We start from the raw sequence: 23,831 nt of genomic DNA on the forward strand, positions 1-23,831 counted from the left end.
GAAAGTTACGACAATCTGGGCTGTTGCGTGAAAATTTAGGCGAATTTTTAAAACCGATTTCACGAATCACGTATTATAACCAAATCATTAACAGAATGAACGGTGAATGAAAAAAAAGCTGCACATTTGTAACATAGTACATACAAGTGCCGTGGCCGGGAAATAACTAACCCCCACATTCCGTTCTTTACCATACAATTACTGAAAACACCAATGCTCTACAAACTAACTCTCAAAAACTGTGAAAAAACCGTAATGGTGGATGACCGCACTTACGAGTATATTCAAAACAATGCCTACCTGCAGCAGATTGAGTTTCTGAAGCACCTGCGTATTCACTCCAATGGTTATGCCTTCTTTCAGAAGAACTGGCCGTTGAAAAATGGCAAGTACCGCAACGAAACCATTTACCTGCACAAAATGATCGGCGAACAGCTGATCGAGAAGCCGGAAAGCAATATCAAGCTTTATGTGCACTTCAAGAACGGCAACAAACTCGACTGCCGCCTCGAAAACCTGGAGTGGGCTCCGCTTTGCAAGATCGTGCGTAACACATCCAAAACGGAGAACAAGTTGGGTGTACGCGGTGTGCACAAAGAGGCACAGAAATACCGCGCCATCATTCACCATAACAAGCAACGCATCAACCTCGGCACCTTCGACACGCTGCAGGAAGCTGCGCAGGCTTACAGCAAAAAGTCAGAAGAGCTTTTTGGCAAGACCAAAAGCCTGAAGACACTCTCCAAGTATGTAGAAGAAGTAGCATAATTCTTCTTATACTTGCATGACGGTATACCCACCGTCATGTTTACTCATGCTGAATACCGAAAAGAAACTTAGCGACATTCTAAGACGGCACACTGTTGCTTTTGGGCCCGTACTCGATGCGGACCTGAACGGCGAACACGTGTGCCGTCTTGATTTTACGGCGACCAACAAACTGTTGGAGCAAACTGACCTGCGCAACACTGGGGCTTTTAACGAAGCCGTGAACCAGATGCTGCAGGAACAGAAAGCCACCATCGGCGTGGGCGGCTACATGGAAAACCGCTTTATCTACCGCCGCAGTCAGCACTTTGATGTGGCTGAAGAGAGTCGCGACCTGCACTTAGGTATAGATGTTTGGCTACCCGCCGGTACCGCCGTGTTTGCCCCGCTTGATGGCAGGGTGCACAGCTTCGCCGACAATGCTAACTTCGGCGACTACGGCCCGACTATCATTCTGGAGCACGAACTCGAGGGCGTGACATTCTATACCTTGTATGGCCACCTCAATGTGTCTTGTTTAGCGGGATTGACGGTAGGACAAGAAGTCCGCAAAGGCGACAAGATTGCCGAAGTGGGGCCATACCCTGAGAACGGTGACTGGCCTCCGCACCTGCACTTTCAGGTGATGTGCTCCATGGACGGAAAGCAAGGAGATTATCCGGGTGTGGCACGGCTCTCGGAAAGAGCTGTGTATGAAGGCCTTTGTCCTGACCCCAACCTGATTCTGAACTGCCGCCATCTGGCTTAGTTTTGGCTTTGCCCCGGAAATTAACCAAATTTGAACTCTGGCACCTTCTTATAGGTGCCAGAGTTTTACTTTTTAACACAAATCTCTCCGCATGTTTGACCTTTTTAATTTTGAAGCTTACAGCGCCAACATCACCAATTTTGTCATGCTTTATGGCATGCGTCTGGTGGCTGCCATCATTACCCTTTTAATCGGCCTTTGGGTTATCAATTGGCTTAATCGAATGGTATTTAACCTGATGGTGAAGAAAGATGTGGACGTATCGCTGCGTCCGTTCCTGAAGAGTGTGCTTGCCGTAGTCATGCGCGTACTCTTGATCATTCTGGTGATTGCGCAACTGGGTGTCGAGATGACTTCGTTTATCGCCATACTTGGCTCAGCAGGCCTGGCCATCGGTCTGGCTTTGCAGGGTAGCCTTTCTAACTTTGCGGGCGGTGTGCTGATTCTTACCATCAAGCCTTTCCGTGTAGGCGACTACATTGAAGCGCAGGGACAGGGAGGCACCGTGGACATGATCAATATTTTCAACACAGTATTGAAGACGCCTGACAACAAAACGATTTTCATACCCAATGGTCCTTTGGCAAACAGTGTGGTCGTGAACTTTACCATTGAGAAGACCCGCCGCGTGGAGCTCAAGTTTGCCGTCTCGGTGAACAACGATATCGGTAAAGTGCGCCAGATTCTGCAGGACCTGATTTCAGCAGATGAACGCGTACTACCCGACCCAGCGCCCGTTATTGTCGTAACCGATTTTGCCGAGCATTCCCTGACATTAAGCGTGCGTACGTGGGTAAACAAAGAGAATTTTTGGGCCTTCTTCTGGGACATGAACGAACGGGCCAAGTCAGCGTTTGAAGAGCAAGGTATCCAAATGCCAGTACCTCGTAGAGAGATGGTGGGAGGCAGCTCAAACAATGGGCAGGCTCCGAAGGCTGTGCCGCAGGTATAGTTTAGGTATAGGTTTTTGAAAATGGAAACGGCAGCTCTGAGATGGGCTGCCGTTTTTGTTATATATACTAAGCTGCTTTTTGCTAGACTAAATATTTAATAAGCATTTCTTTTAATCAAATTTGATCGCCCTTACCGGCTTAATGCGCGCAACCATAGCAGCAGGGATCAGGATGGCAAGCATGGTCATTACGAGGGTGATAACGTTGAGGGCGATAATGATGGCAAAGTTCCAGCTAATAGGGACAGTGTCCATGTAGTAATTTTCGGGGTCAAGCGGAATGACCTGGAAATAGTATTGGATAACGCAGAAGCCCAATCCAATGACATTACCCCAGAGCATACCTTTGAGCGTCAGGCTGAGGCCTCGGAAATAGAAGATTTGCCGTATCTGAGCGTCAGTGGCGCCGATGGCTTTGAGCACACCAATCATGCTGATGCGCTCGATGATCATGATGAACACCGTGGACACCATATTGAACGTTGCCACGAAAATAATCAGCACCAGAAAAATGACCACGTTTTTGCGCAAGAGTTGTAGCCAGTCGAACAGCTGGGCGTGCCGGTCGGTAATTTTTTCGAGCTGTAAGTCATAGTTCATCTGGTCGAACACCTGGTCGGCTACCAGGTCAATCTGTTCAAAATCTTTGAGCAGAATCTCTACGCCCCCCACCAAAGTATCGGGCCAGTTATTAAGCTCGCGAATCAGTTGCAAGTCACCAATGACAAACACCTCGTCAAACTCTTCCAGTCCTGTATTGAATACCCCCGCTACTTTGAGTTTTCGGGCTCGGGGCGGGTTTTGAATGAAATAGAAAATCGCCTCGTTCCCCACTTTCAGGCGGAGTTTGTTGGCAATTTTCCGACTGAGCATGACGTCCTTGGAGGAGGCAGTGTCTGAGAAAGAAACTACACCTCCTTCGTCCAGGTTAGCCTGCATAGCACTCAAGTCATAGTCTTCGCCCACGCCTTTCATCACAACGCCCAACACCTCGTCTTCGGTTTTGATGATAGCCGTTTTGCGGGCGAAACCCTGAATGTGCTGTATACCCGCTATTTCTTCGGTGCTGTTTATACCTGTGGCCGTGCTGATCGGAGCACCTTCAAAGGAATTGTTCGTGTCGTACTTGCTGATTTGCAGATGCGCCCCGAAGCTGAAAATCTTATTTCTGATCTCGTCACGGAAGCCTTCCAAAATCGCAAATGACACAATCATGATGGCAATGCCTGCAGCTATGCTTATAATTGCTATTTTTGTCACAGACGTGGTGAAAGAACCAGCCTGTACTTCGGAAATCTTATCAGATATGAATTTGGATACGTTCACTCGCTTGCGTCTAAACTGCCTTAAAGATAGGTATGAATTTTGACTTAGAGCCTGTTAAAGTTTCGTTTTTGCGAGCGAATCTCCAAACACGGCCCTGAAAAAAGAACACTGATGATACAACCACTTGCTATACTTTGCAGTGCCCTGTTGCTCAGCTTCAATAGCTGCACACCCAAACAGGCACCTGCCACCGCCGCTGAGCAAAACGCCCCGGCCACTGAAGAACCCTCTCAAGTTCCAGCCAGAAAACCATTAGCCTTGGGTGCCGAACAACTCGACCGCTACCTGAAACACCTCGAAGGCAAAAGAGTAGGTATGGTCGTGAACCAAACCTCTATGGTGGGCAACACCCATCTCGTAGACACGCTGATTAGCCGCGGCGTGGAAGTGACCACCATTTTTGCGCCAGAGCACGGTTTCCGTGGGGAGGCTGATGCAGGTGCGCACATCAAAGACGCAAAAGACACCAAAACGGGTCTGCCGATTATCTCGCTTTACGGAAGCAACAAGAAGCCATCGAAAGCTCAAATGCAGAACCTTGATGTGCTGGTATTCGATATTCAGGACGTGGGCACGCGCTTTTATACCTACATCAGCACCATGCATTATGCCATGGAGGCCTGCGCCGAAAACGGCAAAAAGATGCTCGTACTGGACCGCCCGAACCCGAACGGCCATTACGTAGATGGGCCTGTTTTGGAGATGGAGCACAAATCCTTTGTGGGCATGCACCCGATTCCAATTGTGCACGGCCTCACGGTGGGCGAGCTGGCCGAAATGATTAACGGCGAGAAATGGTTGGAGGGCGAAAGAAGCTGTGACCTGACTGTGATCAAGATGGAGAACTACGACCACACAATGGCATATGACCTGCCGGTGCGTCCTTCCCCGAATCTGCCGAATGCCCAGTCCATCGCGCTATATCCTTCCATCTGTTTCTTCGAAGGCACGAACGTGAGCGTGGGCCGTGGCACGCCTACTCCGTTTCAGGTGATAGGGTCACCTTTCTACCAGAAGAAAGATTACTCGTTTACCCCTGTGAGTACCCCAGGCGCCACTGATCCACCGCACAAAGGCGTGAAGTGCTACGGTATGGATTTGACTGACGTATCGCATGCACAGCCGTTCACGTTGAAGTACCTTTTGGAGATGTACAACAACTCATCGAACAAGGAGAAGTTCTTCAACAACTTCTTTGAGAAACTGACAGGCACCTCTGAGCTGCGCAAACAGGTAATTGCAGGCAAAACCGAAACAGAGATAAGAGCGAGCTGGGAACCAGAACTGTCAGACTACAAGGTGCTCCGCAAAAACTATTTGCTATACCCTGATTTTGAATAGAACCATGCCTGAATTACGCATTGTCTTCATGGGTACGCCCGATTTTGCGGTGCCTACCCTGCAAGCACTCGTTGAACACCAGTATAGTGTGGTAGCCGTAGTTACTGCTCCTGACAAACCAGCGGGTCGCGGCCAGAAGATACAGCAATCGCCTGTGAAGGAGTATGCTATGTCGCAAGGTATACCTGTCCTTCAGCCGACCAACTTGAAGTCGGAGGCTTTTCTGGAAGAACTGCGCAGCTACCGAGCCAATCTTCAAATTATCGTGGCCTTCCGAATGCTACCCGAAGTGGTGTGGGCTATGCCGGAGCTGGGCTCATTCAATATACATGGCTCCCTGCTACCGCAGTACCGCGGTGCCGCGCCTATCAACTGGGCCATCATTAACGGCGAGAAAGAAACGGGCGTGACTTCTTTCTTCCTGAAGCATGAAATCGACACCGGCGACCTGATTTTTCAGGACCGAATGCCGATTCTGGAAGAAGACGATTTCGGCAGCATGTACGAAAAGCTGAAGTACAAGGGCGCTGAACTAGCCGTGCGCACCGTGCAAGCCATCGAACACGGCGAAGTGAAGCCCCAGCCTCAGCAAACAACTGACGAAACGAAGCACGCTCCGAAAATCTTCAAAGAGACCTGCGAGATCAATTGGAATCAACCTGCCCATCAGGTGCGCAACTTCATCCGTGGCCTCTCCCCTTATCCTGCAGCGTGGACTCGCTTAGATGGCAAGACATTCAAAATTTTCAAAACAGAAGTACTGGAAAACTCCGCTTATACGGATGCGCCTGGGCAAATTATGACTGATAACAAAACATACCTGCATGTGCAAACCGCCGATGGTGCTCTGACTATTTTGGACCTACAGATGGAGGGTAAGAAGCGCATGCCGGTGCAGGATTTGTTGCGGGGCTATAACTTTAAAACAGAGCAAGCATGATTGCCATTGTCGTCGCCATAGCCGAAAATAACGTTATCGGTAAGGACAACCAACTGATCTGGCACCTCCCCGCCGACCTACGCCATTTTAAGCAAAAAACCATGGGCCATCCTATGATCATGGGCCGCAAGACCTTTGAATCCATCGGCAAGCCCCTCCCCGGCCGCACAACCATCATTGTAACGCGTCAGGAAGACTATCAGGCAGAAGGCTGTATCGTAGTGAACTCGGTAGAGGAAGCTCTTACTAAAGGCAAAGAGCTGGACAGCGAACAAGTGAGCATAGTTGGCGGTGCTGAAATCTATAAGCAAGCCTTGCCCTACGTGGATACGATCTACCTGACTGAGGTGCACCATACCTTTAATGGGGACACTTTTTTTCCTGACTTGAAGAAAGAGGAGTGGCAGGAAGTTAGTGCGGAGAGTCACGAGCCTGATGAGAAGAACAAGTATGCCTATACCTTTAAAGAGCTACGCCGCACAGGTATAGCCGCACAGGTATAGCCGCACAGGTATAGCCGCACAGGTATAGCCGCACAGGTATAGCCGCACAAAAAAGGAGCGCCTTCTAGCGCTCCTTTTTTGTGATGAGACTAAGTTAGAACTTAGCGCAGAATGTAAATCTTGCCATAACCGTTAACGAAGCCCTTATCTCCTTTTTTCCAGATGTGCTTCATCTCCTCAGTGTCTTTAGGCATTACCACTCGGTACAGGTACACACCATTGGCTAGCTTGTCGCCATACATGTCGGTACCATCCCAAGCATATTCGGTTTTATTATTACCGATACGAATCGGCCCGATTTCTTCCCGCATAATCTCCTTTACCACTTTACCAGTCACAGTCATGATCTGGATTTTGAACTGATCTGGAATTACGCCACCTGTCAACGTGAAGATAAACTGCGTTTTGGTGGAGAAAGGGTTCGGGTATGGGTAGAAGTTGGTAATTTTTGACTCGTTCTCTACTTCGAAATTGATTCGGTAAGGCGAAACTCCTGAGGCTTTACCTGTCACGTCCTTACCCCTTACCTCCAAAGTGTAGATACCATTTTCTAAATGTTCTGGCTTATACTCAAATCGAAAATCATTCTTCTGGTCGGCTGGAAAAACACGCAACTCGCTTGACTTTGCAGTTTCTTTTATATCTAACGATACGCCTGTTGCATTGTTAGTTAAATACACTTCCATTGCATCTGCGTTCTCAAGATAGATATGCTTGTTCTCGTCCTTCACAGTAATACTAATAAGCGGGCTTGGAGCTACAAGTTCTCCATCCATAATGTGTACGCCGTCAAAGGCTACGTCCATGATTGGATGAAGCTTTGACTGTACAGCGAAGTTCACTTCATAAATGTTGTTCTGAAACTGCTGCTCCGGCTGCAAACGAGGATTCACATACATGCTCAGTTTATAATTACCATCAAGTTCAAGAGATGACATAGTATAGTTGAACATGGCCGTCTTATTCCCTTCCAATGCTTCAATTTTGAACTGTGATATTCTTGGCTCTATCCCTTCTCCTGTTAAGGTTACTTCCACAGTGATTGAGTCGCGGAAAGCATACGGCGTGACATTTTGGAAAGCCATCGGTACATTAATGGTACCTCTTTCAGCCTGTGCTGTTATAATTTCCTCACTTACTTTAACTAAATCTGGCCTGATCACACCTTCTGGAGCAGCTTGGTAATAAACCATCCATTGTTTGAGCTGTGGTGCCGTACGGTCCTCAATGTCTGTCAATTGAGCTTGTAATTGTAAGTATGGATACTTTGTTGCACTTACTTGGCTAAGATCAAACATTTTTGATGTTACTGCATCATTTAATAGTTCTCGATTACCTTCCTCATCAAAACCATACACGCTCAGTTTATATTTATCGTCGCCTAACCTATTCTTCTCTATATTATGGTGCAGGCTACTCCAGCTTAAGGCAGGCCCTATAGTTGTAGAAGTGATATAGCCTTGCGTATTTGTTGTTTCCATCAAGTAACGTAAAGCAATCCCTTGTGCAGTCGGAGGTATATCACTGCTTAAATCGGCTCCTAATTCTTGAATGGACCCAATAGCAGCCCCCTTTTGGCCTATTATGGCTAATGGGTAACCTGTTTTTATATCATCAATTAGCTTAGACCCTATATTACTGAAAGCTGCTTTCAGTTCAGGAGTAAATAAGTCGAAAGGAACCTTATTTACAGTAACAGCTACTACATATTGCCCCTCAGGAATAGCATTCAAAAAACGTAGCATATTTGCCCTGATTGTAGGATTGTTGAGATCTCCAAATTGGTAAAGATTCCACATGAATTTGCAAGGTGAAAATCCCGGAACTGTCACATGGTTCAGATTCTTACTATCAAGTACAAAGAAAAACATTCTTGGTACAGATGAAGCTTTGAAATTACCACAAGCTGCGTCTATTTCAGATACTCCATTTATATAGATTCCATGTGGAGGCATATCAAACCTTACATCCCCTCCTACAGTTCTAATTTCAAAATTTTTAGTAATAGGGCTGAACTCGATTTTGTCTTGTGAATTTAAACGAAGCCCATCCATCTCTGCTTCCTTATACTGACCTGCATGGCTCTGAGACCACCCTTCCTCATTGCCTTTTATGTACCTAAAAGAACCATTTACCCAGACAGTGTCCTCTCCCTGCTCAAATTGGTCAAATCGAGCACGCCAAAAGAAAACAGTGCTGTCGGCGCCAGAATTCTGAATTGGAAGATTTACCTCCCATGCAGGAATTACGCCAGGACTTGCCTGGTGCGTTAGCTTCATATTTGATTTAAAATTGTCGGCGGTATCTAGTTCAAAATAGACTCCTTTAGGCTCTGTTCTTAGTTGTGTTGACTGAACTACTAAGTTAACACTCGGACTATTCACGATTGAGTAATTCATCGGTGCCAGTAATGAAATTCCTGAGCGTGGTAGGAAATGTGATATCACTAGCACATTGTTACTTTCATTCAACTCATCAATTAGACCTGTGTCGTCAAGAGTTACCTCAAACCTGTTCATGCCTGCCCCGGTTGAATCTGTGTTAGGAATTGACAACTCGAATTTCTCTTTGTAATAAATAGGTTTAACTTTGATAGAAACAGGATCTTGTGCAGTGCCATTTGGCAGAATACGTTTTACACCAATGCTAACCGAGTCATTAATAGCTTTCCCGAGATTGATGGTATTCACACTAAGTACAAATTTCTCAGACACGGCTATCGCAATTTCACCGGTTTGATCCTTAACTGTAGCAGCGTTATTTGCAAATGCATAATCAGGTTTGCTCGGTGTATACAATCTTACTGCAGGATCTCCCTGGAGCACCATTTGTGTCATGGTGGCTACATGATCCCCCCTTTGATAAAGGGAACTTGATGTGATATAACTTTTAATAGTTTCTTTATGAACATCCCCAATTGTACGTCCATAAAACTGGTTATCGGCAAAAGCAATCTGATAGAATCTATTAGAAAATTCATTCAGAGGCCCATCACCCCCAATGTAAGACTGTGCCATAAATGATATTGCCCCCCGGTCTGGAGTAATCAACCAGTCTTCGCCAAAAGATATCTTGTTATGAATAAATGCATCTCCGCTGTAACAACCATTCATTATGATAGCGGGGTACTTACCTTTATTTCTATATCCATTAAGATTAGACGATGCGAAGCCTATCTCAATGTCGGTAACATCTATCGCACTATGTCCGAAAAAAGTAAGTAGTGATAAACCAGCATTCACTTCATCAGAAACATTGACGTAAGTAGTGTAATCTCTAAAATCTCTTCTGTACTTTTCAATTACATTAGCTCCTAATAGTGGACCTTCTGCAATAAGCCTATAATTCGTCAGCCAATTTGCATATTTGTTTTGCTGTACTTCATTCGCTCCCCCACCAAGTTGTAAAATATTTTTTCTCCAAGCTAAACCATCTGATAAGGCCTCGTGCTCCTTTACTTTATTCAGATATGCTATTATATTTTCAGGCGTTGTGGCAGACAAACGTCCTGTAGGAACCCGAGGTTCATATCGATTATTCCTAAAGTCAGATGAAAAGAACACATCAGATGAAGGAATCATGCCTGTTGGCACTAAATCCATTTCATGCACGTTTGGGTGCCGGTCTCCTATATGGTAAAAGCTGTATTTATTGTTATGAATACTTCTATAGTCATCCCAAGCGTACTTCAGGCCTTTCCCAATAATAAAAAGCTGTTTTTCCCGATCCGAGGTAAGCATATAGGTCATAAACTTACGAACAGCATTGGACGAGAATTCACCGTAGTGAAATTGATCTACAACTTGATCCACATGAACCAAGAGCGTATCATACCCTCCACCAACAGCAGATGCTCTGTAGGCAGCATATTCAACTGGAGCTGGCCTGGATGTTCCTCCAGCCTTCATTAAACGTTTATTCGTCAGAATAATGTAGTTATGCGCATTCGCATCAATATTCCTAAAACGCATCGCCTCAGCTTTACCCACTGCTTTGAAAGCCTTAGCAGTGTTTGCTAGCAACACTTGCCGAGTTTTGTTTTCCGTAGGAATTATTACTCCTTTCGCCCCGCCATTTATATGACCTTCTATACGAATCGGATTATAAGGATCAGTAACATCATACGCAACGGTTGACGCTAGGCTACCACTAAGTAGATAAAAGGGGTTAGCTGAACGTGTAGAGTCCGTATGAAATAGCATAGAATTACCTGTCACTATACTTTTCTGTGCAAACGTCACGGTTACATAAGACAGCGTTACATCGTTTGTCTGTGTGGCGTCAGGTAAAGTCTGCACCCTAATTTTGCCATCTGCGTAAATATCACTGTACTCAATATTGCCTTTAACTTTTTGAAAATTGTCCCCTGTTATCTCAAAACGAGTCAAGGCTCTGGTGGCCCCCGAGGGCGTCACAATATTTAATACTCCTCCATGCAAGTTAGCATTAACACCTCCAATTACAGCTTCAAAACTCGGCTTAGGCCCTGACGCTTCTGAATTGGTAAGCGAAGGAATATCATAATTTTTAGCAACTCTGGCAGCAACTGAGGTATAACCCTCGCCCTCGTCCATCCAAGCTAGCAGCGCATTGATTGTACCATGCTTTTTCCCATAGTAGTATCTATCCACAAAATATCGTGTCACCTTCCGCAACACATACGGCTCAGGCGTCTTCCCTGCCGGCGAAGGGTTGACCTGTTGCATGCGCTTCCCACCAGCAGAATTCACTGTCAAGAAATAAGCGGCCGTATCGGTATAAAGACTATATAGCTGATGCGGCTGATGCGCAGGGTTCTTGTACAGGTCCTGATCTAACCTACCGTCATTGCGCTCACCGTAGAATTCGATGAAGTCCTGCGTATCGAGGCGGCCATCAGCCTCACCGGCTACGTGGATGGCGACCTCTTTTCCTCTTCTGAAAAGTTGGAAGTGCTGTGGACTGGTGCCAGCTAGGCCCAAACTATCCAGAAATCCATAGCTTAAGCGATGAAGTCCTGTGTTAACAACTTTCAGCTTATAGTAAGTTTTGTTATAATCAATCCATTCGTTGCCGTAAGGTGTTGGGGACTGTGCAAATGCTACAGACTGCAGGCCTACTACGAAGGTGCATACAAACAAAAACTGCTTAATGAGTCTACTTATATTCATCGGCTGTAATACTTAAAACCGTATATTTTTAATTGAAAGAATAACCTAAAGAGATGATGATGGAATAAAGCCCGTTTGCATTGGCTGTGTTTCCATCGTTACCGCTCACGCGTGATAGAGCCAAGTCTATGTTTAAACCGTTGTTCTCAAAGCCCACACCGAAGTTTGGCTGTACTTTAGAGGACATGCTTCCATTGAAATTGCGGAACTGCTGGTAGTTATTAATGCCTCCCCGCACGAATACTGTATTGGCATAGGCGAGTTCCATGCCCACATGCGGGTCCACGGAGGCGAAGTCAGACTTGAGCAGCACGTTACGCTTGCCATCAAAAGTGAAGTCAATGTCAGTGGCCAGTAAACCTGTAAACTTATCAGAGAAAGTGAAGTTCTTGGCAACTCCCAGCACTAAGCGGGGCAGCGTAAGTTCGGCCGTACTTTCAGGCAGGTCATTACCTGTCTGCTGATAGGTTGCTTCCAGTGCTTCTACATTATGGGTCCAGGCCGTGAAGGTAGTGGTTACGTCTTTGGCCATCACACCAAATTGCCATGTACCGCGGCGCAACTGGGCGCCCGCATCAAAACCGAAGCCCCAGGCATTGGCAAACTCCCCCACATTTCGGTAGATAATCTTGGCGTTTACTCCCAGTGTTAAGCCTTGTATCAGGTTACTTTTACGAGCATAGGATAACAGCATGGCATAGTCCGCCACCGAAAAAAAGCGAATGCTGTCGTATTGGATGTAGCCGTACTCGTTTTGAAGGCGACGGGTGTCCACAATGTCGTCTACGCCAAGGCGGATAACTGAGACAGCAAGGGCACTACTCGAGTCGATGGGCATGGCAAAGCTGCCGAAGTCATTCTTGGCGATGCCTGCGAAGAGTTCTGAGTGCATCAGGGCGATGTTGTACTTATTGCGCAGTTGCAGCAAACCCGCTGGATTCCAGAATCCGGCTGTGGCATCATCAGCAACTGCGACCTGCACATTACCCATGCCAAGGGCCCGAGCCCCCACCCCGATATTTAAAAATTCATTACTATACTTTGGAGTAGCTACCTGCGCCTGGGCAACACCGCTCACAAAACATAGCACTAGCAATAGAACCGAAAGGGTAAATCTGGTCATAGGCACAGGAATACAATCTCAAATGGGCTTTTAAGAACTATTAAAAAAAATTCAGGCTTAGTTTACTACCCGATCAATGGAAGCAGTTTTGCCTCCTAACACCATGAAAAGCGAATAAGTTGATTTAAAACGACATATTTTCGCATTCAAAAATAATCATTTTTATCCACAATTAGCTGCCGCTTAAACCCTTTGAAAAAACTTTCGTAATTATTTTTAAACAGTACCTTGTTTTACATAGTACCTTTTAATAACTTTGCTTCAACATTAAACGGAATCATCATGAAAGTAGAAAACACACAAGTGCAGATGCGGAAGGGAATTCTGGAGTTCTGCATACTGGAGATTATCTCTCGTGGTGAGGTATATGCGTCCGATATGTTGGAGGAGCTGACAGCTGCCAAGATGATAGTAGTGGAGGGAACTCTTTATCCTCTCCTTACTCGCCTCAAGAACGCGGGGCTTCTCGACTACAGTTGGGTCGAATCTACCTCTGGGCCACCCCGCAAGTATTACACACTTACCGAGACCGGGCGCTCTTTTCTGGATCAACTCCGGGAAACATGGGGCGAACTGGTAGCTTCCACCGAATTCATCATCCACAACAAGAAAGCGCAGCAATCATGAAAAAGAACATAAACGTCAACCTGCAAGGCATTATCTTCCACATTGAGGAAGATGGGTATGAGCAACTTAGCCGCTATCTTGCTTCTATTCGCCACTACTTTTCGAGCTACGAAGGACACGAGGAAATTGTAGCTGATATCGAGGCACGCATAGCGGAGATTTTTTCAACGCGTCTTTCTCCTGGCAAACAGGTCATCACTATAGAGGATGTACAATCACTGATTGCTCAAATGGGCGATGTGACCGACTTCGAAATACTGGAGCCAATGGAAGAGGAAATGCCGCATGCCAAACAAGCATACAGAGCCGGCGCTCCTGAACCGGAGTACGCCGAAGCTGGAGGAGCGGCAGCCGCTGCTGCAACTGCCCGTCCAAAGCGCCTGTACCGCGATGCAAGCCGCAAAGTTATCAGCGGTGTATCTTCAGGTATAGCGAATTATCTGAACGTAGACCCGGTATGGATTCGCCTGATCTTCGTGTTCCTGGTAATCGGTACGCCTATTACTGATGGTATCTCAGGTTCCTTTGGTCTGATCCTGTACATCATCCTTTGGATCGCACTGCCAGTAAACTACTCCCTGCCTGAGATCACAGTCAAAAAACTGTTCCGTGACCCGGATGACAAGAAACTGGCAGGTGTGGCCAGCGGAATTGCCAAGTATTTTGGTGTTGATGTGGCAGTTATTCGCATCCTGTTCCTGGCCCTGATTTTTGCGGGTGGTTTTGGTATACTGGCTTACATTATCCTCTGGGTAGCGGTCCCGGAGGCGGCCAGCCTGACCGAACGTATGCAAATGCAGGGAAATCCGGTTACGCTGGCCAGTATTGAGCACACCCTGAAAGAGAACCTCAACATGAAGGACCATGATGGAGAGGAAAGCACTGCCGCCAAGGTATTGCTCCTTCCTTTTCGCATCATCTCACAGATAATCAACTGGCTAGGCAGAGCATTAGGCCCTATTCTAGCGGTACTTATCACACTGATCAGAGTGGCTGCCGGTATCACGTTGTTGTTTATTTCGCTAGGCCTTACTGTGGCTCTCTTCACTTCCCTTTTTGTGTCTTTGGGCATAGTAGATGGCGACACGGCGTTCATGATGGGTGATTTTCCGGCCTCCGTTCTTTTGGAGGGCTTTCCCCGGCTCGGATTGGTGGCTGGTTTTTTTGTAGGACTTATCCCAATACTATTTCTGATCCTGCTGGCAATCGGCCTTTTGGCGAAGCGCTTCTTTATGCGCCCACTGGTGGGTTGGTCTTTGTTCGGCATCTGGCTGATCAGCTTGTTTACCATGATCGCATTCATCGCGGCTCATGCTGAAAACTTCCGTCGCTCAGGTGAAGTGGTAACAACTCAGTCCTTCCCAGTTGGGCCATACCCTACGATCACGCTGGATGGGTATAACACGAACTCTTCTTATGAAAACCGCATCTATTTCGATGTGCAGGGACACACTGGTTCGAATCTGGAAGTGCAGCAACGCCTGCAGGCCAAAGGCAAGACGGAGGCTGAAGCACAGGAAAATGCACGCATGGTAACCTACCGCGTGGTACAAACCGACTCTACACTCCGTTTCGACGACAGCTTCGAGTTTGCTTCCGGGGCGGCTTACCGCAGCCAGCGCATGGACGTGACCTTGCTTATACCGCAAGATAAGCAGCTACGCCTGACCAGCAACTTCCTGCGTATGGTGCCAAGCAGCGCCTTCGAAGAAGAGTATAGCCGAGAAAAGACCCTGCGCAACCTGTGGCAGGTAAAAGGCAACCTGCTTGCCTGTATCACCTGCGCATCCGACACGCTAGACGTAGCCGACAGCGATTTCACTTACAATGCAGCCGCTACGATGGGTGCTGGCGGAAGCGTGCTGATGAACGAGTCAGAGTATAGCTCTAATAAGCAGAATTATGACTTCAGCGACTTCAACGCTATCTCAGTGAACGGAGCTTACCACGTACAGATTACCCAGGGTAGCAGCTACAACATCACTGCCAGTGGCAATGCGGATGATCTGGAAAAACTTGAGATCACTAAAAAAGGCAATGAGCTGGTGATTGAGCACGAAGACAGAACTTTCAAGCTCTTCGATAGACAGAAGACTGTGCTGATTCAGATAACGGTGCCTGAACTGCGAAGCCTTGATTTGAGCGGCGCCATCAAAGCGGATATCGGTCACATCAAATCACCAGAGCTGAACTTAGCCTTAACTGGTGCTACACAGGCCTTTGTGGATGTGAATGTAAACAGAATAAAAGCCGATATCGCTGGAGCTTCCAAAAGCACATTTTCAGGTCGCGCCGAGTACGTAGACATGGATATTGCTGGAGCCAGCAAGATGGATGCCACAAGACTGGTAGCTAATTCAGTTGAGATTGATGCTGTTGGCGCCTGCTCCGCTGATGTACATGCCACCAACACACTGCGCGCCAATGCGGCAGGTGCCAGCAAAGTGCGCTACAGAGGTAACCCGAGCAACGTGGTAACAGATGTGGCAGGCGCTAGCAAAATATCGCGCCTGTAGTAGCTCTACAAAAAAGGGATAAGTCTAACCAACTTATCCCTTCTCTATACCTGCCTTTAGTACAAAATAAAACTTTATACACACTTACAGGTTCTATACCTGAGTGATTTGTTTGTTTAGTTGTTTGGTGAGTTTACCTGGCGAAGTCCCAGTTCTTTTCCTTTTTCGAGGAGAAAAGCGAAGGCTTCGCCAAACTCGTTTTTAACAGTTCCCTCTAGTATCGCTTCAGTCAGTGCCTCTTTCAACTCCCCTACCGTTTTAGACGGTTTCAGGTCAAAGGTCTCCATGATAATCTCACCTGTAATTACCGGCTGGAAGTTGCGCAGCTTGTCACTCTCCTCTACCTCTACCAATCGCTTCTCCACCTTATCGAAGTTCTGCAGGTAGCGCTTTACCTTGCTGTCGTTTTTGGAGGTGATGTCAGCGCGGCACAGTTTCATCAGCGCATCAATGTCGTCACCCGCCTCAAACAAAAGTCTGCGAATGGCAGAGTCGGTTACAGTGTCCTTTACCAGTGCAATGGGGCGCAGGTGCAGGCGAACCAGCTTTTGCACAAACTTCATGTGATCGTTCAGTGGCAGTTTCAGATCTTTGAAAAGCTTGGGCACCATACGGGCGCCACGCTCTTCGTGACCATGGAAAGTCCAGCCCACTTTCTCGTGGTAGCGTTTTGTATCGGGCTTGGCGATGTCGTGCATGATGGCCGACCAACGCAGCCACAGGTCATCCGTAACCTCCGACACATTATCAAGCACCTGCAGAGTATGGTAAAAGTTATCTTTATGCGAGTTGCCTTTGATCGTCTCCACACCCTGCAATTCTGCCATTTTGGGGAAAATCAGCTGCAACAGCCCAGATGCAAAAAGCAGTTTGAAGCCGTAAGAAGGCACTGGTGAGAGCACGATCTTGTTCAACTCGTCCGTGATTCGCTCCTGTGATACAATCTTGATACGCTCCTTGTTGTCGATGATGGCGTCGAAGGTTTCGGGAGCAATATCGAAGTTGAGTTGAGAGGCGAAGCGGATGGCACGCATCATGCGCAGCGGGTCGTCGGAGAAGGTAATACCTGGCTCTAGGGGTGTGCGAATGATCTTGCGCTTCATGTCTTTTACCCCATCGAAGCGGTCAATCAGCTGTCCGTAGGTGCTCTCGTTCAGACTTATACCTAAGGCATTGATAGTGAAGTCACGGCGTTTCAGATCGTCCTCTAGTGTCCCAGTTTCTACATCCGGCTTGCGGGAGTGCTCGCGGTACGATTCCTTGCGGGCACCCACAAATTCCACTTCCCATTCACCGGAGCGCAGCATAGCCGTACCGAAGTGCTTAAAAACCGACACTTTGGGCTTGTGCGGCAGCTTATGCGATACCCGCTCAGCCAGCTCGATACCATTGCCCACACATACCACGTCAATATCTTTAGAAGGCCTTTTGAGAACCAGATCACGCACAAAGCCCCCAATCACGTAAGCGTCTACGCCTACTTCAGCAGCGGCGGCAGCCACGGTATCGAATATGGGGTGCTCAGGTAATTTTATCGTATCCATTCAGAAAAATCAAAACCTCAGGCTGTAGATAAAACATACGCCTGAGGCACAAAAATAAAGAGATAAATTCAGAGCAAGGCTAAAAAATCGTAGATGGCTCTGAAACATAGGTATAGCCCACCGCCCGTTACACGCTATACCTACACCTTACTCCCGGATAATCGTCTGTTTGCCGTTTTCATCAATTTTGATGATGCGCGATGGCCGTGATTCTACTTCCTCGTCTTGTCGCCACTGCACCACATAATCAACCCGCTCTTTTATCGTATCAGATACTTCAGCAAAAGTACGTGGAGATGCTTCGCCGCTCACGTTGGCTGAGGTCGACACCAGCGGACGGCCTATTTGCTGCATCAGGCGGTGGCAGAATTCGTCTTTGGCGATGCGTATACCGATGCTGCCGTCTTCGGCTACCAGCTCTTTCGGCAGATTCTGAGCGCCAGAGAGCACAAAAGTCGTAGGACGCTCCTGCGACTCAACCAGCTTATCAAAGTCATCAGGCACGGTTTTGATATAGCGGCGCAGCATAGCCACGTCGCTCACCAGCACAATCATCGACTTCGATTCTTCCCGTTCCTTTATCTTGAAAATCTTCCTAACGGCAGCAGCATTCTCGGCATCACAACCGATTCCCCAAACCGTATCGGTTGGGTATAAGATGACGTTGCCGACTAGTAACTCGTCCTCCGCCGCCTGTACCTCTTTCAGAAAATGTTTCATCATTTTGATGGTTAAATTGTTTGATTGTTAAATGGTTTTCCCCAAATGTGCCTATACACAAACAATAGATTTAGCCGCGTTCAACAATTTAACAATACAGCCATACTACCATTTAACGTATCTCCTGCGTCAGTTCTACCAGCACGCCATTGGCGCTTTTGGGGTGCACGAAGCAAACCAGTTTGTTATCGGCACCTTTTTTGGGTGTCTCGTTCAGTAGTATGAAGCCCTCCCCCTTCAGCCTTTCCATTTCAGCCAGAATATCTTCCACCTCAAAAGCGATGTGGTGTATACCTTCACCGCGTTTCTCGATGAATTTGCTGATGGCGCTATCGGGTGTTGTGCCCTCCAAAAGCTCTATTTTAGTGCCTCCTACCTTAAAGAAAGAGGTGTTAACCGCCTCTGACTCCACAAACTCCGTTTTGTAAGGCTCTACGCCCAGCAGTTTAAAATACAGGGCATTTGCCTCGCTGAAATTTTTAACCGCTATACCTATATGTTCTACGTTTACCATTTTCAATTTGTAATTAGTCTAAGTAACCTTTTTTTGTTAATTTTGCAGGGAATTCAAAACTAATAATTTCTCACAACTGTTAATCAGACAGGACAAAAAGAGATAAAAAATAGTGATATGCTAACATTTCCGATATACTTAGACAACAACGCCACTACACCGCTTGACCCGCGCGTGCTGGAGGCCATGATGCCATACTTCACTGGCAAGTTTGGTAACGCCGCTTCCCGTAACCACGCATTCGGCTGGCATGCCGAGGAGGCTGTTGACTATGCACGTGAGCAAATCGCCTCACTTATCAACTGCTCACCAAAAGAAATCATCTTCACTTCGGGCGCTACTGAGTCAGATAACCTGGCAATCAAAGGTGTCTTTGAGATGTATGCCTCTAAAGGTAACCACATCATCACGGCTACTACGGAGCACAAAGCAGTACTGGATACCTGCAAGCACATCGAGAAAATCGGTGGAAAGGTAACGTATCTGCCTGTGAACGCAGAAGGTCTGATCGACCTGAAGCAACTGGAGGAAGCGATTACGGACAAGACCATCCTGATTTCGATCATGTATGGCAACAACGAAGTTGGCGTTATCCAGCCGATCCGTGAAATTTCTGCTATTGCAAAGAAGCACGGCGTACTGTTCTTTACAGATGCTACGCAGGCAGTTGGTAAAATTCCAGTGGACGTGGAAGCTGATGGCATCGACCTGATGGCTTTCTCTGGCCACAAAATGTACGGACCAAAAGGTGTTGGTGCGCTGTACGTGCGTCGTAAGAACCCACGCGTGAAAGTAACCGCCCAGATGGACGGTGGCGGACACGAGCGCGGTATGCGTTCTGGTACGCTGAACGTGCCTGGTATTGTGGGTCTGGGTAAGGCTTGCGAGATTGCCAAGCAGGACATGGAAAAAGACACAGCCCGTCTTTCTGCCATGCGTGACAGACTTGAGAAGGAGCTTTTGACAATCGAGGAGTCTTATGTGAACGGTTCGCGTGAGCACCGTCTGCCGCACGTAACTAACATCTCCTTCAAGTATGTAGAGGGTGAAGGCCTGATGATGGGTGTGAAAGACATTGCCGTATCTTCTGGTTCTGCCTGTACATCAGCATCTTTAGAACCTTCTTACGTACTAAAAGCGTTAGGATTAAGTGACGACCTGGCACACTCTTCGCTGCGTTTCGGTTTGAGCCGCTTCACTACAGACGAAGAAATTGACTACGCCATCAACCACACGAAAGAAGCTGTTGCTAAACTGCGTGAGATGTCGCCACTTTGGGAGATGTTCAAAGAAGGCATCGACTTGAACTCAATTGAGTGGGCAGAACACTAAGAGTTTAATTAATAATGGGGAATGAATAATGATTAATTGTTCTCTCCCCACTTATTATTCATTAATCATTATTAACTAGTAATTATAAATAGCCATGGCTTATTCAGATAAAGTAATCGATCATTATAACAACCCACGCAACGTTGGTACGCTTGACAAAGCGAAAAACAGCGTAGGTACTGGCCTTGTAGGTGCGCCTGAGTGCGGTGACGTAATGCGCCTTCAGATTGAAGTAGACGAAAACCAGATCATCACTGATGCGAAGTTTAAGACCTTCGGTTGTGGTTCTGCTATCGCTTCTTCATCATTAGCTACCGAGTGGCTGAAAGGAAAGTCTGTTGACGAGGCGCTTGCCATCGACAACATGGATATTGTGGAAGAACTGGCATTGCCTCCTGTGAAAATTCACTGCTCTGTGCTGGCTGAGGACGCCATTAAGTCTGCCATCAACGACTACAGAGTAAAGAACGGCCTTCCAGCTTTGGAAATGCCGAAGTCACACCACTAAGACCTGGACTCACGCATGGAGTCAACGACCGAAGTGCACGTAGAAAGTGCACGCATTCAGAAGCAGATTGAAAACCACTTAGGCTTAAGTGGCGACAGTCTGCTTTTCGAATTCAGAAAGCTGGATAACAAAGTGCGTCTGGACCTGATAACGGTAAACCCGCGCCACTTGCAGTCGTTCCTCTTCCACACAGAAGTTGGATATGACAGAGTGGATGCGCTCCGTAAAATGTGGGACTACGTGCAGAGTTATAAAGAAAAAGAGAGCCCTTATACCGTACAGTGGATGGCCCGTGGAGACAAGGAGTTGAATACTTCCTACTTCCGTGCTCGTAACATGTACGAGGCGCTCGACAAGTTATACTTTGGTCGCGACATGAACACGATCACTGTTTTCAGTGTGGTGCTGAATCCAGTGTCTTAAAGAAAGAATTGTTATGATAACAGTATCAGATAAAGCAAAAGAGAAAGTATTGAAGCTGAAGCAGGATGCTCAGCTCGACGATACATTTCGCCTGCGCGCATCTGTAGCAGGAGGCGGTTGTTCTGGACTCTCCTACAACCTCGACTTCGACGACGAGGTGAAGCCAATGGATCAGGAGTTTGAGGACAAAGGCATCAAGGTAGTGGTAGACATGAAGAGCTTCTTATACCTGGCTGGCACCGAACTCGACTTCTCGGACGGCTTGAACGGCAAAGGCTTTTACTTCAACAACCCGAACGCCTCCCGTACCTGCGGTTGCGGCGACAGCTTCTCCGTTTAAGGAACTATAGGTTATAAAATCAGAAGGGCCAGCTAACTTTAGCTGGCCCTTCTGATTTTATACTGGAGGCAAGTATAGCTATTCCAAGTTGCTACTCTTCGAGTATAGTTATTTCTTCAGGAATCGTAAAGTTTGCTTCTCCCCTACTTCATTTGACAGCACCAAGGTATAGTTGCCATGTCCGAGGCGGCTTACATCGAGCGCATGGGTATAGCCTTTCAGATTTTGCCGCAACACGACCCGCCCCATTTTGTCATACACAGCTGCATCATAAGCCATATGCGCTAATGGTAGCTCAACTTTTAACTCCTGCTGTGCGAGGGTTGGGTAAATAGAAGCAGTTTTGGCCTGCTGATTTGTTACTGCAACCACATGGTAGTAGGTATAAGAAAGATCTTCGTCAACTTGCTTGAGTCGGTAGTAGGACGTGCCTAAGATAGGTTCTCTATCGTGAAAGGTATAGTTTGTGGTCAAACTCGTCGTGCCCTTTGCATTCACAATGCCCACAGTTTTGAAGTTCCTCGCATCTGCACTTCGCTCTATTTCAAAATGCTTGCTATCCAGCTCGGAAGCTGTGGTCCAATTCAGCTCAACACCTTTTCCGATAGTTCGGGCAGTAAACTTGGTTAGTTCTACTGGTAGCGGAATGTAATCAGGCTCGATCTTCCAGGTTACTTTTACATCGTCAATGGCTAGCCCGTGGTCTTGGTGCAACTCGTCTGGGTCATACCAGCGCAGCATTACGTAATGTCCATCAGGTATGGCTTCGGGTAAGGTATAAGTAAATTCTTTTCGGTTTGCAGAAGCATTTCCGTCAAGGGGCCTCGCTATACTTTCAATAAGAGGATTTCCTATAATAGGACTATTAAATTGCAAGGAAGGCACTGTAGTCCAGCCTGGCGTATTAAGCTTAGCCTTTAAATTGAAAACAGAAGGATACTCAGCGACGGCATACATGAAGAGTAACCGTTGTATATCTGTGTCTTTACTACCAACCCGCCACTGCTCAGCAGTGAAAGCAATATCAAGCGCAGTGATTGTTCTGCCTGATGTATTTTGCAATAAGAGATTGTATGTTATTTCGATTCCTGATGCAGTCAATGCTCCAAGTGCTCTATCCGTTGCACCAGTACTACCATAACTATAAAGCCCGCCATTGTTTGAAGAACCATGATTAACCAAAATAGCATTATTTATCACAATCTCGCTTCTGGAATTTATCCTATAGACAGCCCAGCCATCTGGTATAAATGCATCCTCACCAAGTCGAGCAGTCACTACTGAAGAACTGTTAGTAGTGGGTAAGGAGTTGAAATCCTGGTTATAAGTCGTTAAGAACCTGCCCATTTCTATTGCTTGCCCATACACAGGCATAGAAAAATTCGCTGCAAGGCACAGCACTCCCACTACCGTAGCCGTTATGGCTCGGACAATAAATGTTTCCATGTAATGGCTAAAAGTAAAAGTTTAAAATTCGAAGTAATGCTATTATGTTATAGAATTTCTAGATAAACCAGAATCTAAGACCAAAAAGTTCAAGCATTTAACTGTATTTATAACACTTAAGAGTTCAAACTTAAAAGGCTACTCCTAAAAGTGCATTTGTTAGCATATATTCCCATAAATTCGCATTACAAATCAAGGGAAGTGTTAATCTTAATTACCACAGTTGACACCAATGACATATAATTTTGCCATAGTTACTCCAATGGCTAATGAGGAGAAAGACTTTTATTCTTTTATAAATGGATTAACAGAAGTCTTAAATGAAATGCAATGTGGTAAAGTATACCTTGTAGTAGACAACGCATCTAAAGACCAGACACTGTCCTTATGCCAGAACCTAGCGAAGAGTGATAACAGATTTGTAGCAGTTTGGGCGCCAGCGTCTAAAAATGTTGTAGATGCATACCTATTTGGCTATAGGCAAGCAGCAACTGCAAAACATGAATATATAATTGAGATGGATGCTGGGTTATCGCATGACCCTAAAGAGATACCGGTATTTTTATCTCTATTGCATAAGAAGTACGACTGTGTTTTCGGAAGTCGATTTATAGCTGGAGGCGCAATAGTTGATTCAACTTGGAAGAGAACATTTTTATCAAAAGCTGGCACCTTGCTTTCCAATCTTTTACTAGGCACAAAAATGCATGATATGACCTCTGGTTTTCAAGGATTTAGTCTTCAAACTTTGAAAAAAATTTTAAATTACAACTTATTATCACAAGCTCATTTTTACCAAACAGAGGTTCGCTACTTGTTGCGAAAAACAAGGTTCATCGAGGTGCCAATTCAATATAGAACCCCATCACCCAGAGTTTCTAAGAAAGCTATTTTAAACTCTATTTATTTACTATCCTATTACACATTCAAAAGGGTAGTATTTAAAGCTCCAGTAATTAAATAATCATTATATGTTCAATTCGTCTAATTAGGTTTTCCCCTCTTACTTC

The 23,831-nt window shown here is 46.4% G+C and carries 20 protein-coding genes; 13 read left to right on the forward strand and 7 right to left on the reverse strand.

The features are described from left to right. Positions 1-213 precede the first annotated feature (213 nt). The 3 genes from I0P70_RS07510 to I0P70_RS07520 all read left to right on the forward strand — a co-directional run bounded on the left by I0P70_RS07510 (position 214) and on the right by I0P70_RS07520 (position 2,468). Positions 214-768, forward strand: coding sequence for an HNH endonuclease (locus tag I0P70_RS07510; protein WP_040573668.1), 555 nt, complete (start codon positions 214-216; stop codon positions 766-768). A gap of 46 nt (positions 769-814) precedes the next feature. After that, on the forward strand, positions 815-1,516 hold the full coding sequence (locus tag I0P70_RS07515) for a peptidoglycan DD-metalloendopeptidase family protein (protein ID WP_196116149.1): 702 nt from the start codon (positions 815-817) through the stop codon (positions 1,514-1,516). A 91-nt stretch (positions 1,517-1,607) separates the two neighbouring features. Next, the gene (locus tag I0P70_RS07520; protein ID WP_196116151.1) at positions 1,608-2,468 is read left to right on the forward strand and encodes a mechanosensitive ion channel family protein; all 861 of its coding nucleotides are present in this window, start codon (positions 1,608-1,610) and stop codon (positions 2,466-2,468) included. Between the two features lie 111 nt (positions 2,469-2,579). On the opposite strand, the gene I0P70_RS21590 is transcribed toward I0P70_RS07520, so the two are convergent. After that, positions 2,580-3,794 (reverse strand): FtsX-like permease family protein, encoded by a 1,215-nt coding sequence (locus tag I0P70_RS21590; protein ID WP_196116153.1) that lies wholly within the window; start codon positions 3,792-3,794, stop codon positions 2,580-2,582. A 111-nt stretch (positions 3,795-3,905) separates the two neighbouring features. Between I0P70_RS21590 and I0P70_RS07530 the strand changes: the two genes are divergently transcribed. From I0P70_RS07530 to I0P70_RS07540, 3 genes are read left to right on the forward strand one after another with little or no spacing between them, the layout of a single operon-like run. Further along, positions 3,906-5,135 (forward strand): exo-beta-N-acetylmuramidase NamZ domain-containing protein, encoded by a 1,230-nt coding sequence (locus I0P70_RS07530; RefSeq protein ID WP_196116155.1) that lies wholly within the window; start codon positions 3,906-3,908, stop codon positions 5,133-5,135. A gap of 4 nt (positions 5,136-5,139) precedes the next feature. Further along, positions 5,140-6,075, forward strand: a complete 936-nt coding sequence (fmt, locus tag I0P70_RS07535) for a methionyl-tRNA formyltransferase (RefSeq protein ID WP_196116157.1) — start codon at positions 5,140-5,142, stop codon at positions 6,073-6,075. After that, complete coding sequence (locus tag I0P70_RS07540) at positions 6,072-6,578, forward strand: dihydrofolate reductase (RefSeq protein ID WP_196116160.1); 507 nt, start codon at positions 6,072-6,074, stop codon at positions 6,576-6,578. Before fmt ends, I0P70_RS07540 begins: the two co-directional genes overlap by 4 nt. 101 nt (positions 6,579-6,679) lie before the next feature. Here I0P70_RS07540 and I0P70_RS07545 read toward each other — a convergent pair whose 3' ends face one another. Beyond that, entirely contained in the window at positions 6,680-11,728 is a 5,049-nt protein-coding gene (locus I0P70_RS07545; RefSeq protein ID WP_196116162.1) for a C25 family cysteine peptidase, read from the reverse strand. Between the two features lie 28 nt (positions 11,729-11,756). Then, a complete protein-coding gene (locus I0P70_RS07550) occupies positions 11,757-12,851 on the reverse strand; it encodes a PorV/PorQ family protein (protein ID WP_196116163.1) in 1,095 nt (364 codons plus the stop codon). Positions 12,852-13,133: 282 nt separating this feature from the next. Between I0P70_RS07550 and I0P70_RS07555 the strand changes: the two genes are divergently transcribed. Then, complete coding sequence (locus tag I0P70_RS07555) at positions 13,134-13,478, forward strand: PadR family transcriptional regulator (RefSeq protein ID WP_196116165.1); 345 nt, start codon at positions 13,134-13,136, stop codon at positions 13,476-13,478. Beyond that, positions 13,475-15,994 (forward strand): PspC domain-containing protein, encoded by a 2,520-nt coding sequence (locus tag I0P70_RS07560; protein ID WP_196116167.1) that lies wholly within the window; start codon positions 13,475-13,477, stop codon positions 15,992-15,994. Before I0P70_RS07555 ends, I0P70_RS07560 begins: the two co-directional genes overlap by 4 nt. Positions 15,995-16,110: 116 nt before the next feature. Here I0P70_RS07560 and I0P70_RS07565 read toward each other — a convergent pair whose 3' ends face one another. The 3 genes from I0P70_RS07565 to mce form a co-directional block, all read right to left on the reverse strand. Then, the gene (locus I0P70_RS07565; protein ID WP_196116169.1) at positions 16,111-17,538 is read right to left on the reverse strand and encodes a CCA tRNA nucleotidyltransferase; all 1,428 of its coding nucleotides are present in this window, start codon (positions 17,536-17,538) and stop codon (positions 16,111-16,113) included. Between the two features lie 147 nt (positions 17,539-17,685). Beyond that, positions 17,686-18,261: an L-threonylcarbamoyladenylate synthase gene (locus tag I0P70_RS07570; RefSeq protein WP_230392052.1), complete on the reverse strand. Its 576-nt coding sequence runs from the start codon at positions 18,259-18,261 to the stop codon at positions 17,686-17,688. 109 nt (positions 18,262-18,370) lie between these two features. Next, on the reverse strand, positions 18,371-18,772 hold the full coding sequence (gene mce / locus I0P70_RS07575; protein WP_196116171.1) for a methylmalonyl-CoA epimerase: 402 nt from the start codon (positions 18,770-18,772) through the stop codon (positions 18,371-18,373). 117 nt (positions 18,773-18,889) lie between these two features. Between mce and I0P70_RS07580 the strand changes: the two genes are divergently transcribed. The 4 genes from I0P70_RS07580 to I0P70_RS07595 all read left to right on the forward strand — a co-directional run bounded on the left by I0P70_RS07580 (position 18,890) and on the right by I0P70_RS07595 (position 21,375). Then, on the forward strand, positions 18,890-20,104 hold the full coding sequence (locus I0P70_RS07580; RefSeq protein WP_196116173.1) for an IscS subfamily cysteine desulfurase: 1,215 nt from the start codon (positions 18,890-18,892) through the stop codon (positions 20,102-20,104). A 94-nt stretch (positions 20,105-20,198) separates the two neighbouring features. Further along, positions 20,199-20,612: a Fe-S cluster assembly scaffold IscU gene (gene iscU, locus I0P70_RS07585; protein WP_196116176.1), complete on the forward strand. Its 414-nt coding sequence runs from the start codon at positions 20,199-20,201 to the stop codon at positions 20,610-20,612. A gap of 15 nt (positions 20,613-20,627) precedes the next feature. Then, positions 20,628-21,035 carry a hypothetical protein gene (locus I0P70_RS07590; protein ID WP_007656689.1) on the forward strand — a complete coding sequence of 136 codons (408 nt, stop codon included), beginning with the start codon at positions 20,628-20,630 and terminating at the stop codon, positions 21,033-21,035. 13 nt (positions 21,036-21,048) lie between these two features. Beyond that, the gene (locus tag I0P70_RS07595; protein WP_007656691.1) at positions 21,049-21,375 is read left to right on the forward strand and encodes an iron-sulfur cluster assembly accessory protein; all 327 of its coding nucleotides are present in this window, start codon (positions 21,049-21,051) and stop codon (positions 21,373-21,375) included. Between the two features lie 108 nt (positions 21,376-21,483). Here the strand turns inward: I0P70_RS07595 and I0P70_RS07600 are convergent, their stop codons facing one another. Next, the gene (locus tag I0P70_RS07600; RefSeq protein WP_196116178.1) at positions 21,484-22,821 is read right to left on the reverse strand and encodes a T9SS C-terminal target domain-containing protein; all 1,338 of its coding nucleotides are present in this window, start codon (positions 22,819-22,821) and stop codon (positions 21,484-21,486) included. A gap of 232 nt (positions 22,822-23,053) precedes the next feature. On the opposite strand from I0P70_RS07600, the gene I0P70_RS07605 reads away from it, so the two are divergent. Next, positions 23,054-23,785, forward strand: coding sequence for a glycosyltransferase (locus I0P70_RS07605; protein ID WP_230392053.1), 732 nt, complete (start codon positions 23,054-23,056; stop codon positions 23,783-23,785). The last annotated feature ends 46 nt before the right edge of the window (positions 23,786-23,831 follow it).

This window comes from Pontibacter sp. FD36, from assembly GCF_015686655.1.
Classification (GTDB): Bacteria; Bacteroidota; Bacteroidia; order Cytophagales; family Hymenobacteraceae; genus Pontibacter.